Source organism: Pseudomonas sp. LSJ-87 (assembly GCF_032971465.1).
Classification (GTDB): Bacteria; Pseudomonadota; Gammaproteobacteria; order Pseudomonadales; family Pseudomonadaceae; genus Aquipseudomonas; species Aquipseudomonas putida_Z.
Genome location: NZ_JAWJYQ010000022.1, coordinates 50,194 through 64,408, shown reverse-complemented (window position 1 = coordinate 64,408; position 14,215 = coordinate 50,194). Strand labels below are relative to the sequence as shown.

The window sequence follows — 14,215 nt, the reverse complement described above, 5'->3', positions numbered from 1 at the left end:
GGAGCGGGTTTACCCGCGAAGAGGCCGGCACAGGAAACACTGGCCTTGTCAGGCCAGGAACCCCATGGGATCCTCCCCGGCCATTGTTTCAGGTGAGCCCACCCATGCCCAACACCATCCGCATCGCCGCCGCCCTGCTGATCGACCCCCAAGGCCGCACCCTGCTGGTACGCAAACGCGGCACCCAGGCCTTCATGCAGCCCGGCGGCAAGATCGATGCTGGCGAAACCCCGGTGCAGGCGCTGGTGCGCGAGCTGCATGAGGAGCTGGGCCTGCACATCGACCCGGCCCAGGCCGTGCACCTGGGCCAGTTCAGCGCCCCGGCCGCCAACGAGCCGGGCTTCGAGGTACAGGCCGAACTGTTCCGTGTCGACAGCGCCGCAGCCGTGCTGCCGGCCGCGGAGATCGAGGAGGTGGTGTGGCTGGCCGCAGACCAGGCCCCCGCCATGCAGCTGGCACCCCTGACCCGCGACCTGATCCTGCCGCTATACCGCCAGGCCGTCAGCGCACCGCGCTGACACCATCGAGGGTGGCGAACGAGGTGTCCTTCGCCGTCAGCAGGAAGTCGCGCATGTATGGCGCATCGAGCATGTCGGTGCGCACGGCGGCATAAAGCGTGGCGAACAGGCCTTTTTCACCCAGGCGCTTGCCCTTCACATACCCGCGCGAACTGTACTCGTGCAGCGCCCAGTGCGGCATGCCGCACACGCCTCGGCCGCTGGCTACCAGTTGCATCATCATCACCGTCAGCTCCGAGGTGCGCACGGCGGCAGGCTCGATGTCGGCCGGCTCCAGGAAGCGGGTGAAGATGTCCAGGCGGTCGCGCTCCACCGGGTAGGTGATCAGGGTCTGGTCAAGCAGGTCCTGCGGCACGATGTAGGGCTTGCTGGCCAACGGATGCTGGTTGGCCACCGCCAGCATCGCCTCGTAGGTGAACAGCGGCACGTAGGTGATGCCCGCCAGGTCCAGCGGGTCGGAGGTCACCACCAGGTCGAGGTCACCGCGGGCCAGGGCCGGCAGCGGGGCGAAGGCAAAGCCGGAGGCCAGGTCCAGCTCCACCTCCGGCCAGGCGTCACGGAACTGGTCGATGGTCGGCATCAGCCACTGGAAGCAGCTGTGGCATTCGATGGCCATGTGCAGGCGCCCGGCGGTGCCACCGGCCAGGCGCGCGATGTCACGTTCGGCGCCGCGCAGCAGCGGCAGGGTGGCATCGGCCAGTTGCAGCAAGCGCAACCCGGCGCTGGTGAAGCGGATCGGCTTGGTCTTGCGCACGAACAGCGGCAGGCCCAGGCGCTCTTCCAGTTCCTTGAACTGGTGCGACAGCGCCGACTGGGTCAGGTGCAGGCGCTCGGCGGCCTCCACCAGGCTGTCGGCCTCGCGCAGGGCATGAAGGGTTTTCAGGTGACGGATCTCCAGCACAGCTGACTCCGGTGTGTGGACTTGAGGAAACAGGGAATGAGTTGAGTTTCCCTCATGTTGCCGCGCCTGTCGACTGGGCGTACCGCCGCACCGCCTGGCGGGAGTCATCAAACTGTCACTGAACTGTGGCAGCGCGCCCGAACAGAATTCATCAGACTCGCGCTCTACTGGGGATCTGCATTCTGGTGTTTCTTTCATGCGGGCTTTTTGGCTTTTTCTTTTCTTTGTATTCGGCGTACCGGCGAGTTTCGCTGAACAGCGTTGTGACGCCCACGTGCCGGTGCAGCGTGCCGAACTGGGCGCGCTCAGCCTGGTGTATCAGAGCGTCGGTGCGCCACGCGACCCGGCCTTGCTGCTGGTGATGGGCCTTGGCGGGCAGCTGATCCACTGGCCGGACGACGTGGTCGAAGCGTTGTGCCGCCAGGGCTTTCGGGTGATTCGCTATGATAACCGCGATGTCGGCCTGTCACGCTGGAGCCAGCTGCCACCGTCGGCCAACCTGACGGTCGAACTGCTGCGCTACAAGCTGGGCCTGCCGGTGGCTGCGCCCTATACGCTGACCGACATGGCGGACGATGGCCTGCGCCTGATGGATGCGTTGGGCGTGCGCCAGTTTCATGTGCTGGGGGTGAGCATGGGCGGCATGATTGCCCAGCACCTGGCCGCCATGGCGCCCGAGCGCGTGCGCAGCCTGACGCTGGTCATGTCCAGTTCAGGGGCGGCGGGGTTGCCAGCGCCGGATCCGGCGCTGGTGCAGTTGCTGGCCCGGCGCAGCGCGCCGAACCGCGAAGTGGCCATCGAACAGCAGGCCGACCTGCTGGCGGCGCTGGGTAGCCCCGAGGTGCGTGACGACCGTGCGGCCTTGCTGCAGCAGGCGGCGGTGGCCTATGACCGGGCGTTCAACCCGGACGGGGCCAAGCGCCAGATCATGGCGATACTGGCCGAGCCGAGCAGGGTCGAGTTGCTGAACCAGTTGCGGGTGCCGACCCTGGTGGTGCATGGCACGGCCGACCCGTTGCTGCCGGTGATGCATGGCGTGCACCTGGCGGCGCATATCCAGGGCAGCCAGCTGCGCTTGATACCGGGGTTGGCGCACCGCTTCCAGGAGCCGTTCAAGGCGCCGTTGCTGGGGGCGGTGTTGCCCTACCTGCAGGCACATCGGCAGGATGTCACGCATATCGCAGGGCTCTGAATCGAGGTCTGGCGCGGTCCATTGTGGGAGCGGCCTTGCGTCGCGAAAGGGGCGCGTAGCGGCCCCAGGATTCAAGCCCCCCTGCAAAAATGCCGGGGCCGCTTTGCGGCCCTTTCGCGACGCAAGGCCGCTCCCACAGGGTTGCGTGCGCCTTCAGGCTAGTGCATCCGCACCCACAAGGTCACCAGCACCGTCGCGGCCATCAGCCAGGCTACCGTGGCCAATGCCAGCGATGCCTCCAGGCGCATGCGGTCGACCAGTACATACAAGGTCGCCAGGTACACGAAGTACGGAATGATCGACCACATGCCGAACAGGATGGTGGTCTTCAGGTCGGCAATGCTACGCCCCTTTCCGACGATGTAGTGGGCAATCAGGGCGAAGGTGGGGAACAGCGGCACCAGCCCGGCGATGTAGTAATTGCGCGTCTTCGACAGCACCGCCAGCAGCACCACCACGCCAGCGCCCAGGGCAGCTTTGAATACCAGGTCCACGTTGTCTTTCCAGGTTGGGGTTGAGGTCAGCCGAGGCCGTATTTCTTCACTTTGTCGAACAGCGTGGTCTTGGCCATGCCCAGCTCCTGGCTGGCCTGGCTCAGGTTGCCGCCGGTACGTTGCAGGGCATCGCCGAGCAGGTTGCGCTCGAACGCTTCCACCGCCTCGGCAAAGCCCAAGCCTTGGCTGGCACCACCGCTGGGGCCTTTCTTGAACGCTGGCAGGCCGAGGGCGTAGCGTTCGGCAACGTTGCGCAGTTCACGCACGTTGCCCGGCCAGTCGTGGGCCATCAGGCGCGACAAGGTCTGGCTGTCCAGCACAGGCGTTTCGCGGTCGAAGCGCAGGGCCGACTGCTGCAGAAAGTGTTCGAACAGCTGCAGGATGTCTTCGCGGCGCTCGCGCAGCGGCGGCAGCTCCAGGGTCACCACGTTCAGCCGGTAATACAGGTCGCTGCGGAACTGGCCGCTCTGGCCCATGGCATCCAGGTCGGACTTGGTGGCCGCGATCACCCGGCAGTCCACCGGAATGCTCTGGTTCGAGCCCAGCCGCTCCAGGGTGCGCTCCTGCAGTACGCGCAACAGCTTGATCTGCAGGTTGATCGGCATGCTCTCCACCTCGTCGAGGAACAGCGTGCCGCCGTTGGCGTGTTCGATCTTGCCGATGCGGCGTTTGCCGGCACCGGTGAAGGCGTTGGCCTCGTGGCCGAAAATCTCGCTTTCGAACAGGTTTTCCGGCAGGCCGCCACAGTTCAGAGCCACGAACGGCTGGCCCTGGCGGCGGCTGAAGTCGTGCAGGCAGCGGGCGACCAGTTCCTTGCCGGTACCGGTCTCGCCTTCGATCAGCACGTTGGCCGAGGTATCGGCGACGTTGGCGATCAGTTCGCGCAGGTGCTCCATGGCCGGCGAGCGGCCAATGATGCGCCCCTCCAGGCTGCTTTGCTCGGCCAGCTGGCGGCGCAGGGCCACCACTTCGCGCGACAGCCCGCGCTGCTCAAGGGCGCGGCGCACCACGTCGACCAGGCGCTCCGGGGAGAAGGGCTTTTCCATGAAGTCGTAGGCGCCATTGCGCATGGCGCCGACCGCCATGTCGATATCGCCGTGGCCGGTGATCAGCACCACCGGCAGGCTGCGGTCGCGGGCCTTGAGGCGGTTGAGCAGCTCCAGGCCATCGATGCCCGGCAGGCGGATATCGCTGACGACGATGCCGGCGAAGTCGTCGCCGATGCGTTCCAGCGCCTGCTCGGCGCTGCCCACGCCTTCGCAGGCGATGTCTTCCAGGGCCAGCGCCTGTTGGCAGCCGAGCAGCACATGCGGGTCGTCTTCGACGATCAGGACGGTAAGAGGCGCTTGGTTCATGGGTGCTCTGCCGATTCGCTAGGGGGGGAGACCAGGGGCAGGGCGAGGACGAAGGCCGTGCCGCCGCTGGCGGGGTGCTCGACGTTGAGGCTGCCCTTGGCGGCGGCGGCAAGGCTCGCCGACAGGGTCAGGCCCAGGCCCAGGCCGTGTTCGCCCGGTTTGGTGGTGAAGAAAGGTTCGAACAGGTGCTTGCGCGCCTCGGCGTCGATGCCGTGGCCATTGTCGCGCACCTGCAAACGGTACTTGTCGCCCTGCAGCTCGCCCTCCAGCCACAGTTGCGGCAGCGGTTGGGCGGCCATGGCATCCAGGGCGTTGCCGATCAGGTTGACCAGGATCTGCTCCAGGCGGGTCTGGTCGATGGCCAGCTGCTGGTCCTCGAACTGATTGTGCAGCTGCAGGTGGCAGGCGCTGATGCGGTTGGCCAGCACCTGCAGGGTAGCGTCCACCGCCTTGGCCAGCGAGGCCTGGCCGCTGTCGTCACTGCGTCGGGCGAACGAGCGCAGGCTGGCGGTGATGCGGCCCATGCGGTCGATCAGGTCGTTCATGGTGCGCAGGTTGGTGCTGGCGGTTTCCAGTGCCCCGCGCTCGAGGAAGCGCACGGTGTTGCCGGACAACGTGCGCAGCGCGGCCAGCGGCTGGTTCAGTTCGTGGGCAATGCTGGTGGACATCTGTCCGATGGCGGCCAGCTTGCCGGCCTGTACCAGCTCATCCTGGGCGTGGCGCAGGGTCTGCTCGGCATGCCGGCGCTCGCGAATCTGGCCCTTGAGGCGTTCGTTGCTGGCACGCAGGTCGGCCGTGCGTTCGGTAATCCGTCGCTCCAGCTGGCTGTTGGCTTCCTGCAGTGCCTCGCGGGCTGCCAGGCGGGTGGCAATGACCTTGCGCCGTTCGTTCCAGGCGATGCCGAGGATCGCCAGCAAGGCGAAGGCCACGCCCACCAGGATGCCCTGTACCATGGATTCGCGGCGCAGGTCCTGCAGCGGGGTCAGCAGGGTGAAATGCCAGGGCGTGTCGACCAGGCGCCGGGTCTGGGCCAGGTAAGCCATTTCGCGGGCCTTGCCCTGTGCGGTTTCGCTGTTGGCCGGGAAGGTCAGCTTTTCCACACCGTCGGCCAGGGTTTCACGGGCCAGGGGCTGCAGCTCGTTCAGCGGCCACCAGTAGTATTGCAGGCTACGGGCCAGGCGCTCCTTGATCTGCGGGGTCAGCGGGCGTACCGACTTCAGGCGCCGGGCCGGGTCGCTGGAGAGGATGATGATGCCGTTCTCGTCGCTGACGAAAGCTTCCAGGCGGGCACGCTGCCAGCGCTCCTCGAGGGTGTCCAGGCGCACTTTGATCACCGCCACGCCAATGATCTTGCCGTGTTCCTCCAGGCCGTGGGCCAGGTAATAGCCAGCCTCGCCGGTGGTGCTTCCGATACCGTAGAAACGCCCGGGCTCGCCGCGCACGGCGGTCTGGAAGTAGGCACGGAATGAAAGGTCTTCGCCGAGGAACGAGTCGGCATCGCGCCAGTTGCTGGTGGCCTGGACCCGGCCATTGGTGTCGAGGACGAAAATGGCCCGGCTGCGGCTGCGCCGGTTCAGGCCTTCGAGGTATTCGTTGACGATCTGCCGCGAGCCGCCATCAGGATCGGTGAGCAGGTGCGAGACGCTGTCTTCCAGCTCCAGCAGGCTCGGCAGGTAGGTGTACTTGCTGATTTCGCTCTCGACCGTGCGCGCGTGCAGCTCCAGCTGGCGTTCGCCGTTTTCGCTGAGGGTGCGGATACCGTTGCTCTCGCTGATCAGGTAGCCAGCCATACCCAGGCCGACCATCAGCAGGATGATCAGTGGCGGCAACAGCAATTGGCGGAGCAGGCGGGATTTCACGGCAGGCTTGGCAGGGAGAAGAAGCGAAGGATCGCATTTCATCACAGTGGCCTTGTCACGACCAGCGCCTGCTGCCCGAAAGGGCAGCGGCGCCGACCGCTTCAGTGAAGCAAAATCAGTGTTGCAGGATCTTGCTGAGGAAGTGCTGGGTACGCTCGTGGCGGGCGCTCGGGTTGCCGAAGAAGTCTTCCTTCTGGCAATCCTCGATGATGTTGCCCTTGTCCATGAAGATCACGCGGTTGGCCACCTTGCGGGCGAAGCCCATTTCGTGGGTCACGCACATCATGGTCATGCCTTCGTGGGCCAGTTCGACCATCACGTCCAGTACTTCGTTGACCATTTCCGGGTCCAGCGCCGAGGTCGGTTCGTCGAACAGCATGACGATCGGGTCCATCGACAGGGCACGGGCGATGGCCACGCGCTGCTGCTGGCCGCCGGACAGTTGGCCGGGGTGCTTCTTGGCGTGGGCACCGAGGCCGACACGGTCGAGCAGGGCCAGGCCCTTCTTGGTCGCTTCCGCTTCGCTGCGGCCAAGCACCTTGCGCTGGGCAATGGTCAGGTTCTCGGTGATGGACAGGTGCGGGAACAGCTCGAAGTGCTGGAACACCATGCCAACGCGCGAACGCAGCTTGGGCAGGTTGGTCTTGGGGTCGGCGATCGAGGTGCCGTCGACCACGATGTCACCTTTCTGGAACGGCTCCAGGGCGTTGACGCACTTGATCAGGGTGGACTTGCCCGAGCCCGACGGGCCGCATACCACCACCACTTCACCCTTCTTGACCTCGGTGCTGCAGTCGGTCAGTACCTGGAAGTCCCCGTACCACTTGTTGACGTTCTTGATGGAAATCATACGGTGATCCTTTTTTGCAGGCGCTTGACCAGCCACGAAGCGGAGAAGCTGATGAGGAAGTACACGACACCGGCGAAGATCAGGAACTCATGGGAGCGCCCGATGATGTCGCCGTTGGAGCGTGCCGAGTTGAGGAAGTCCACCAGGCCCACGGTGTATACCAGCGAGGTGTCCTGGAACAGGATGATGCTCTGCTGCAGCAGCAGCGGGGTCATCTTGCGGAAGGCCTGGGGCAGGATGATCAGGCGCATGGTCTGGCCGTAGGTCATGCCCAGTGCCTGGGCGGCGCCCATCTGGCCCTTGGAGATCGACTGCACGCCGGCGCGGACGATTTCGCAGAAGTACGCGGCCTCGAACATCATGAATGCCACCACGCAGGAGGTGAAGGCACCCACCGGGGTGTCCTCGCCGGTGATCCAGCGCAGCACGAACGGTACCGCCAGGTAGAACCAGGTGATGACCAGCAGCAGCGGGATCGAGCGGAAGTAGTTGACGTAGGCGCCGGCCACGTTCGACAGCAGCTTGCTCGACGACAGGCGCATCAGGGCCAGGATGGTCCCCAGCACAATGCCGCCGACCACGCCCATGACCATCAGCTGCAGGGTCATGACCATGCCTTCCCACAGGGCAGGCAGGGCCGGGATGATTTCGCTGAAATCCATGTCCATTTATTTGCCCCCTACGGAAATCAGGCCGGGCACCGAGACTTTCTTCTCGACCATGCGCATCAGCAGCATCAGGCCCATGTTCAGGGTGAAGTAGATCAGCGTGGCCAGGGTGAAGGCCTCGAACAGGTTGGCCGAGAATTCGGCGGTCTGCTTGGTTTGTGCCAGCAGTTCCATCAGGCCGATCAGCGACGCCACCGACGAGTTCTTGAACACGTTCAGGAATTCCGAGGTGAGCGGCGGAATGATGATCCGGTAGGCTTGCGGCAGCAGCACGTTGGTGTAGATCTGCGACAGGCTGAAGCCCATGGCGCGGGCGGCGGCTTCCTGGCCACGGGGCAGCGCCTGGATGCCGGTACGCACCTGTTCGCACACGCGGGCGGCGGTGAACAGGCCCAGGCAGATGACCACGCTGATCAGCGCCGAAGTGGTCGGGTTGAGGTCCTGCTTGAACCATTCCTGCAGGCCCTCTGGCAGCAGGTCCGGCACCAGGAAGTACCAGATGAACAGCTGCACCAGCAGCGGTACGTTGCGGAACAGCTCCACGTAGGCGGTGGCGATACCTGCTACCACACGGTTCGGCACGGTACGCATGACACCGAGGACCGAGCCCAGCAGCAAGGCGATGATCCAGGCGGAGATGGCGATGGCGATGGTCCAGCCCAGGCCGGTGACGTACCAGTCCAGATAGGTTTCGCTGCCCACGCCGGTGGACTTGAAGAACACGCCCCAGTCCCAGTTGTAATTCATCGGGATTTCCCCTCAGACGATTGTTTCACGGGCACCTTCGAGCATCCGAGAGCGCTTGGCGCCCTCGGATGAAAGGTTAGACACTAATGAGTGGCCTGCAGTATTGATTGGTGCTGTTGAGCACCAGGCCACTATCTGAGAGTCAGGACTTCTTCTCGTCCGCAGCCTTGTCGGTCGGCTCGGCGATCAGTTTCTTCAGCTCGTCGCTCATCGGGAACTGCAGGTTCAGGCCCTTTGGCGGGATTGGCTGCTGGAACCACTTGTCGTAGCTCTTGTTGACTTCACCCGACTTGAAGTAGCCGACGATGGCGTCATCGACCGCTTTCTTGAAGGCCGCGTCATCCTTGCGCACCATGCAGCCGTAGATTTCGTACGACTGCGGGGTACCGGTGATGACCCAGTCCGACGGCTTGCGAGCCTTGGCCATTTCGCCGGCGAGCAGGGCGTCGTCCATCATGAAGGCCACGGCGCGGCCGCTTTCGAGCATGTTGAAGGCTTCACCGTGGTCCTTGGCGGAAATCACGTTCATCTTCATCTGCTTGTCGGCGTTCATCGCCTTGAGGATGCGCTCGGAGGTGGTACCGGCGGTGGTCACCACGTTCTTGCCGGCCAGGTCCGGGAAGTCCTTGTATGCCGGCTGACCGTCCTTGACCTTGGTCAGCAGGCGGGTACCGACTTCGAAGATGCCGACCGAGAAACCGACCTGTTGCTGGCGCTCGACGTTGTTGGTGGTGGAGCCGCACTCGAGGTCCACGGTGCCGTTCTGCACCAGCGGGATGCGGGTCTGGGAGGTGACGAGGTTGTAGCGGACCTTGATGTCCGTGCCCAGCTGCTTCTTCAGGGCGTCGACGACAGCCAGCTGGATGTCATGCGAGTAGCCCACGGGCTCGGGCTTGCCGGCCAGGTAGGAAAACGGGATGGAGGAGTCGCGGTGGCCCAGGGTGATGGTGCCCGAATCTTTGATCTTCTTCAGGGTGCCGGTCAGTTCTTCGGCCATGGCCGGCGAAGCGATCACAGCGGCCGCGATGGCGGCGCCCAGCAATTGACGAACGATGCGCATCAAATTTTCCTCGACGTGTTTGTTTTTTTTATGGAGCCGTTGGCGGACTCTTCGTTCAACGAATACAGAAATAAACGATTGCATTCGGCTACCAAGTGTAGAGCATGAGTCGTGCCAAGCCCTGTGTTCGATGATAACGCCGCGAATTTGCTGGGAATCAATCTTTTTTGACCATTGTATGACGGTGAGTTTCGTGCGCATTTCCGAACGAATTGTTTTCGGTCATTCGGAAATCCGAACGCATATCTCGTCACACGCTGCCGCTACCAACCCGGTCAGGCCACGGTCCAGGCAGCCTGACCGGGGCAGCGTTCGAGGATCAGCGCTGAAGCGGGCGGCCCGCGTCAGCCGACCTGGAACGTGCCCACGCCTCGGCCGTCAAACGGCGAATCAAGGTTGATTCTTCTGCCGCCAATTCGTGCATCAGTGAGCTGGCGCGTTCTTCGTAGTCGCCTTCCTGGCCCGCTGTGGCCTGCGCTTCGAGCGCTTCCATCCGATCATGGTAAGGCCCGGTCATCGCCTCGAAACGCTCCGCATAGGTTTCACGCAGGTAGGTCTGCCAATAGGGGCGGGCGGCGAGCGCATCCAGCATGGGTAACGTCTCGTAGGTGCCCAGCACTTCCAGTTGTGCATCGTTCAGGTCTGCGGACGTCACATGCGCGTACGAAGCGAAATGCATTTCATCGGGCGGTACTGGCAGGTCGAGGGCGTCTGCAAGGCGCAAGCGATAGAACAGGCGGACTTCGATTTCATCCGGCTTGCGCCCTGCCTGGCGCAAGCGCTGGACATGGCGATTGGCAATGGCATCCAGCAGGTCGAGACGATGCAACTGCTCCCCCAGGTGCAGCAAGCTTGTTTCTCTCATTGCAGCAGGTACGCCTTCGACGCCCTGATAAGCCATGACGCCGACTTCCATCTGGTTGAGCATCAGCAGCAGGCGGTCATCGCAGCTGCGTGGTCCATCAGCCTCGCGAAACAGCTGTTCACGCAGCGCTTCGTTGTTTTCGCAGGCTTCCAGGATATGCCAGACGCGCCGACGATAATGGCGAGGATTGTCCTGGAAGTCCTCGCTTTGGGCGAAGTCGGCCAGGAACCGGAACATGCCTGCCGAACCAGGCTCTTCGATCAGGCGGTCCCAGGCTGCCTCGCGTTGAGCGCGAAGCAGCTCGTTCCTGGACGCTACCCAATTGGCGCGGGTGTCCTCGTCGATCACCCCATGGGTGTAGCTGGCGCTGCCCCTGCCACCGGCATCGGTGACGCCGCGCGCTTCGTCGAGATACTCGATACTGCTTTCGCTCAAGGGGTTGTCGTGCAGGTTGAGACGCTGCAAACGCAGGCGCAGCCCGCGCATTTCCCGCTGTAGCTCGCTGATCCTGTTGTCGCGCAGATCGACATGGGCGCGCATCGTTATCAACTGGTGAATCTGGCTGATGTCTGCCTGGCCCGTGGCGCGCAGCTGCAGGTCACGCACATGCGGCAACGCGGACAGGTCAGGCAACCCATTGAGCGGGTTGTAACTCAGTATCAGCGTATCGAGGCGTTGGAGTTGGGCCAGGCGGTTGCTTGCCGTCTGGTCCAGCGTGATCCGGTTGTTGCCAAGGTTCACGCGTCGCAGCTGGGTAAGGCTTTCGATACCCTCGGGCACCTGGGTCAGCCGGTTGCCGCTGAGGTCCAGATCGACGATGTTGGGAAAACGCCTGAGGAATTGGGCATCGATGTGTTCCAGATGCATGTCGCGCAATGTCAGGCGGCGCACATGCCCGTATTCGATGCCTGCTGGCAACGCTGGCAGGGTCGGTACGGACTCGCCGTCTATGAACAACTCGTACTGGTCGTTGCCATCCACCAGCTTGCGCCGCCAGCTGCGGCGAAGGGCATCGACGATACGGCGGCGACGGATGGCGTCGACCGGCGACTGCCAGTCGGCCTGCCAGGCCCGTAGCGTCTCGCGTAGTTCGCCAAGCTGGCGTTGCAGCATCTGATAATGGCTCCACAGGTTTTCGCCTCGCTGACGCACGGCGTTCAGGTAGGCGTCCAGTTGCAGTTCGCTCAATGTCGGGAAGATCTGATGGATGCCTTGGCGAATGGCCTGCCGGCTGCTTTCGCCGCCACCGCTGAGTGGGTATCCAAGCCTTCCATCGGCAAAGCGCCTGGGCGGCCGCAGATTGGCACCGATACGGGGTAGCCCGAGGATTTCCGCCGTGCGTTGCCGATCCTGCACCGCGGCCACAAGGAGTTGCTGACGGAGCTGCCTGGCCTGCAAGTTGCGGTTTCCAAGCTTGGTTTTCTGCTGCTCGTCAAAGGTGCGCAGTACCGTTTCGAGCAAGGTACCGCTGGCCAGGTGATTCGCGTCATTGGCCAGCCTGTAGCCGTCTGGTTGTCGCACGATGATCGACACCTGGCTGTTCTGCGTATCTGGGCTTGCATACAACAGGCGACCTTTCTGGTGACCTTCACGCAGTTCCACACGCAATGCGGCCGGCCAGGGTGCTTGGCGCTCGATCAGCCCCATCACCAGTTTTTCGCTGTCGGCTGTACCCAGCGCCGCCAGGCGCATGCCAAGGCAAGCCCGGTCGATACGGCTGTCCCGCTCATACCAGCGGGCACGTTCCGCCATGCCCAACGGCACACGCCCGCTTGCCTGGAGTTTTTTTAGCTGTGAGGAGCTGCTGTGCTCGATGATTTCCTGGGCACCCCTCGGTGAGAGGTACCTGAAGGCATTCATCAATGTTTTCTGCTCATCGGAAACAGCCTGGCGCCGGGCGAGCAATTGCTCCTCGAAGGCCGCGCCGCGTAACCCTGGGTGGTCGGTATGCAGTGCAATACGTTCGTGGATGTCGAGCAGCCGCGCTGGCGGCGGGGCGTGTTCCAGGCACAGCTGGCGTAACTGCTCCGTGGAAAAACCGGTGACATCCTGCAGCATGCTGGCGCTCGACTCCTGAAGTTCACCCAGGTGGTTGCCTTGCAACCCCTGCAGCAGTACCGACGCGTTTTCCTCGGATGGGAAGTAGTGAGGAGAGCGAGCCAGTTTGACTTTGCCTTCAGGAAGCGGCCTTGGCGCCAACCCATCGACAAAAGGTACCCGCCGTATTGCCTTTATCGCGCCTGCGCTGGCACCGGCGAACACCAGGCCCTGGGCCACGGTGAACAGGTGATCCAGAGCCCCTTGGCGATCACCCAGTTGCCAGTCCTGATAGCCTTCGTAGACCTCGTCCAACAGTTGCGCAGCGCTAAGCACCAGCATCAGGTCGCCTACGACGGGCACGACGAATGCAATCAGCCCCAGCAGGTCCAGCCCTGCGCCGAGCATGGCCTGCAAGCGCCTGTGCCTGCTTAGACGGTCTTCCTGATCGGTCGCTACGGCCAGGTAGGCGGCATCGTCGAAGATCCTGGTAACCAGCAAGGCCTGCACGTGGGCGAACACATCACCACTCACGGCGAGGTTGCGCCCGTCAAGTTCCGGGGCGTGCTCCTTCTGCGATGCAGCCAAAGCCCGTGAGAGCGCCTGGTCGAACTCGCTCCTGTCCTGCGCCTTGATGAAGCGCCGCAGAAAGGTCTGGAACGACCGATGTTCGAGGCGCCTGGCAAGGTCGTCGTAGAGCTCGCCCCACGAGTCGTAGAAACGCACACTTCGGTCAGGGTCATCGGGGATCCAGACGATGATCTCATCGATGGCGGAATCCGGCAGCGGCCGCCATTCGAGCGCGATGATGCCGACCATGCACTTGCCCAGCAGATACAGTTGGCGCGGGATCAGGCTGCCTTTGCCATGCACCGGCTGGGCAGGGGTAGCAAGCACTGATAGCAACCGCAGCAGATCCTGCTCATCCAGCTGGCCCTTGAGCCTGCCTTCATGAAGCGCGGCTCGCATGCGCGAACGAATACCGCGCTGAAACTGCTGTTCCACCTTGATTCGCGCCTGGTCCGCTGGTTGGCCTCGGCCCGCTCTGGGTTTGAGGATGCGGTTCAGAAGGGCTTGGTATCGTCCGCCGATGTCCAGCGTGCGGCACAGGCTGGCAAAGCGCTCGAACGTCATCGCCAGGCGCCTGCCCTTTTCGTCCACCAGATGTGCCTTGCGCAGCCACCAGGGCTGGGTTTCGTGTGCTTCGAAGTTGTGTAGCGCGGCGGCTAGCAGGCTCTGACGTGTGGTGTAGGTGATGCTGGGTTGGTAGAGCTTTTCTGCGGCAGAGGGCAACTGAAACGCTTCGCTGACGACCACGTAGGTGGACCGAGGGTCGACCTCGCCAAGCCCTTCTGCAAGCAAGGCGCCTTCGAGCAGAGGGACGGCGAACTGTTCAATATCCGGTATCGAGGCAAGCAGATGCTTGAGGCTGTCGGCTGCCTGCTGCTGTTCGCTCAAGGCCTCGCGAAAGGCTTCGCGGTGCTGTGCGTCCGCGCGTATCAACCAGTCAGGAAGCTGCTGCGCGATCAGATGGTCGATGGAGTCGGACGGGATACTTTCGATGGGCGGCACGTGGTGATCTCCGGGGCTGAAAAAGCCACCAGAGCATCACGCTGGGAACCTGGCTTGGCGGTAGATAGTGCTGCTTGAGCTGCCTGCGGTGCCGGCA

General features: G+C 63.6%; 11 protein-coding genes. 2 read left to right on the top strand and 9 right to left on the bottom strand.

Annotation, left to right across the window (positions count from 1 at the left end; genetic code table 11):
* Window positions 1-104 precede the first annotated feature (104 nt).
* Window positions 105-518, top strand: a complete 414-nt coding sequence (locus tag RYH74_RS14530; protein WP_003258026.1) for an NUDIX hydrolase — start codon at window positions 105-107, stop codon at window positions 516-518.
* Here the strand turns inward: RYH74_RS14530 and metR are convergent.
* Window positions 502-1,419: a transcriptional regulator MetR gene (metR, locus tag RYH74_RS14525; protein ID WP_003258025.1), complete on the bottom strand. Its 918-nt coding sequence runs from the start codon at window positions 1,417-1,419 to the stop codon at window positions 502-504. The genes RYH74_RS14530 and metR overlap by 17 nt on opposite strands.
* A gap of 196 nt (window positions 1,420-1,615) precedes the next feature.
* Between metR and RYH74_RS14520 the strand changes: the two genes are divergently transcribed.
* Window positions 1,616-2,611 carry an alpha/beta fold hydrolase gene (locus RYH74_RS14520; protein ID WP_317409633.1) on the top strand — a complete coding sequence of 332 codons (996 nt, stop codon included), beginning with the start codon at window positions 1,616-1,618 and terminating at the stop codon, window positions 2,609-2,611.
* Window positions 2,612-2,769: 158 nt separating this feature from the next.
* Here RYH74_RS14520 and RYH74_RS14515 read toward each other — a convergent pair whose 3' ends face one another.
* The 8 genes from RYH74_RS14515 to RYH74_RS14480 form a co-directional block, all read right to left on the bottom strand.
* Window positions 2,770-3,105 (bottom strand): GlpM family protein, encoded by a 336-nt coding sequence (locus RYH74_RS14515; protein ID WP_013973973.1) that lies wholly within the window; start codon window positions 3,103-3,105, stop codon window positions 2,770-2,772.
* 26 nt (window positions 3,106-3,131) lie between these two features.
* Window positions 3,132-4,460 (bottom strand): sigma-54-dependent transcriptional regulator, encoded by a 1,329-nt coding sequence (locus RYH74_RS14510; RefSeq protein ID WP_025340402.1) that lies wholly within the window; start codon window positions 4,458-4,460, stop codon window positions 3,132-3,134.
* Window positions 4,457-6,361 (bottom strand): ATP-binding protein, encoded by a 1,905-nt coding sequence (locus RYH74_RS14505; protein WP_025340401.1) that lies wholly within the window; start codon window positions 6,359-6,361, stop codon window positions 4,457-4,459. The genes RYH74_RS14510 and RYH74_RS14505 overlap by 4 nt, the downstream gene beginning before the upstream one ends.
* Window positions 6,362-6,434: 73 nt before the next feature.
* Entirely contained in the window at window positions 6,435-7,169 is a 735-nt protein-coding gene (locus RYH74_RS14500) for an amino acid ABC transporter ATP-binding protein (protein WP_003258023.1), read from the bottom strand.
* Window positions 7,166-7,837, bottom strand: a complete 672-nt coding sequence (locus tag RYH74_RS14495; RefSeq protein ID WP_075046155.1) for an amino acid ABC transporter permease — start codon at window positions 7,835-7,837, stop codon at window positions 7,166-7,168. Before RYH74_RS14495 ends, RYH74_RS14500 begins: the two co-directional genes overlap by 4 nt.
* Window positions 7,838-8,584: an amino acid ABC transporter permease gene (locus tag RYH74_RS14490; RefSeq protein WP_025340399.1), complete on the bottom strand. Its 747-nt coding sequence runs from the start codon at window positions 8,582-8,584 to the stop codon at window positions 7,838-7,840.
* 142 nt (window positions 8,585-8,726) lie between these two features.
* Window positions 8,727-9,644 (bottom strand): glutamate/aspartate ABC transporter substrate-binding protein, encoded by a 918-nt coding sequence (locus tag RYH74_RS14485; protein WP_025340398.1) that lies wholly within the window; start codon window positions 9,642-9,644, stop codon window positions 8,727-8,729.
* Between the two features lie 319 nt (window positions 9,645-9,963).
* Window positions 9,964-14,118, bottom strand: coding sequence for an NEL-type E3 ubiquitin ligase domain-containing protein (locus RYH74_RS14480; RefSeq protein ID WP_317409632.1), 4,155 nt, complete (start codon window positions 14,116-14,118; stop codon window positions 9,964-9,966).
* Window positions 14,119-14,215: the final 97 nt, after the last annotated feature.

Excerpts from the sequence above, each read along its gene's own strand:
- RYH74_RS14510 (WP_025340402.1), bottom strand. The coding sequence starts at position 4,460 with ATGAACCAAGCGCCTCTTACCGTCCTGATCGTCGAAGACGACCCGCAT.
- RYH74_RS14495 (WP_075046155.1), bottom strand. The coding sequence starts at position 7,837 with ATGGACATGGATTTCAGCGAAATCATCCCGGCCCTGCCTGCCCTGTGG.
- RYH74_RS14500 (WP_003258023.1), bottom strand. The coding sequence starts at position 7,169 with ATGATTTCCATCAAGAACGTCAACAAGTGGTACGGGGACTTCCAGGTA.
- RYH74_RS14520 (WP_317409633.1), top strand. The coding sequence starts at position 1,616 with ATGCGGGCTTTTTGGCTTTTTCTTTTCTTTGTATTCGGCGTACCGGCG.
- RYH74_RS14485 (WP_025340398.1), bottom strand. The coding sequence starts at position 9,644 with ATGCGCATCGTTCGTCAATTGCTGGGCGCCGCCATCGCGGCCGCTGTG.
- RYH74_RS14490 (WP_025340399.1), bottom strand. The coding sequence starts at position 8,584 with ATGAATTACAACTGGGACTGGGGCGTGTTCTTCAAGTCCACCGGCGTG.
- RYH74_RS14505 (WP_025340401.1), bottom strand. The coding sequence starts at position 6,361 with ATGAAATGCGATCCTTCGCTTCTTCTCCCTGCCAAGCCTGCCGTGAAA.
- RYH74_RS14530 (WP_003258026.1), top strand. The coding sequence starts at position 105 with ATGCCCAACACCATCCGCATCGCCGCCGCCCTGCTGATCGACCCCCAA.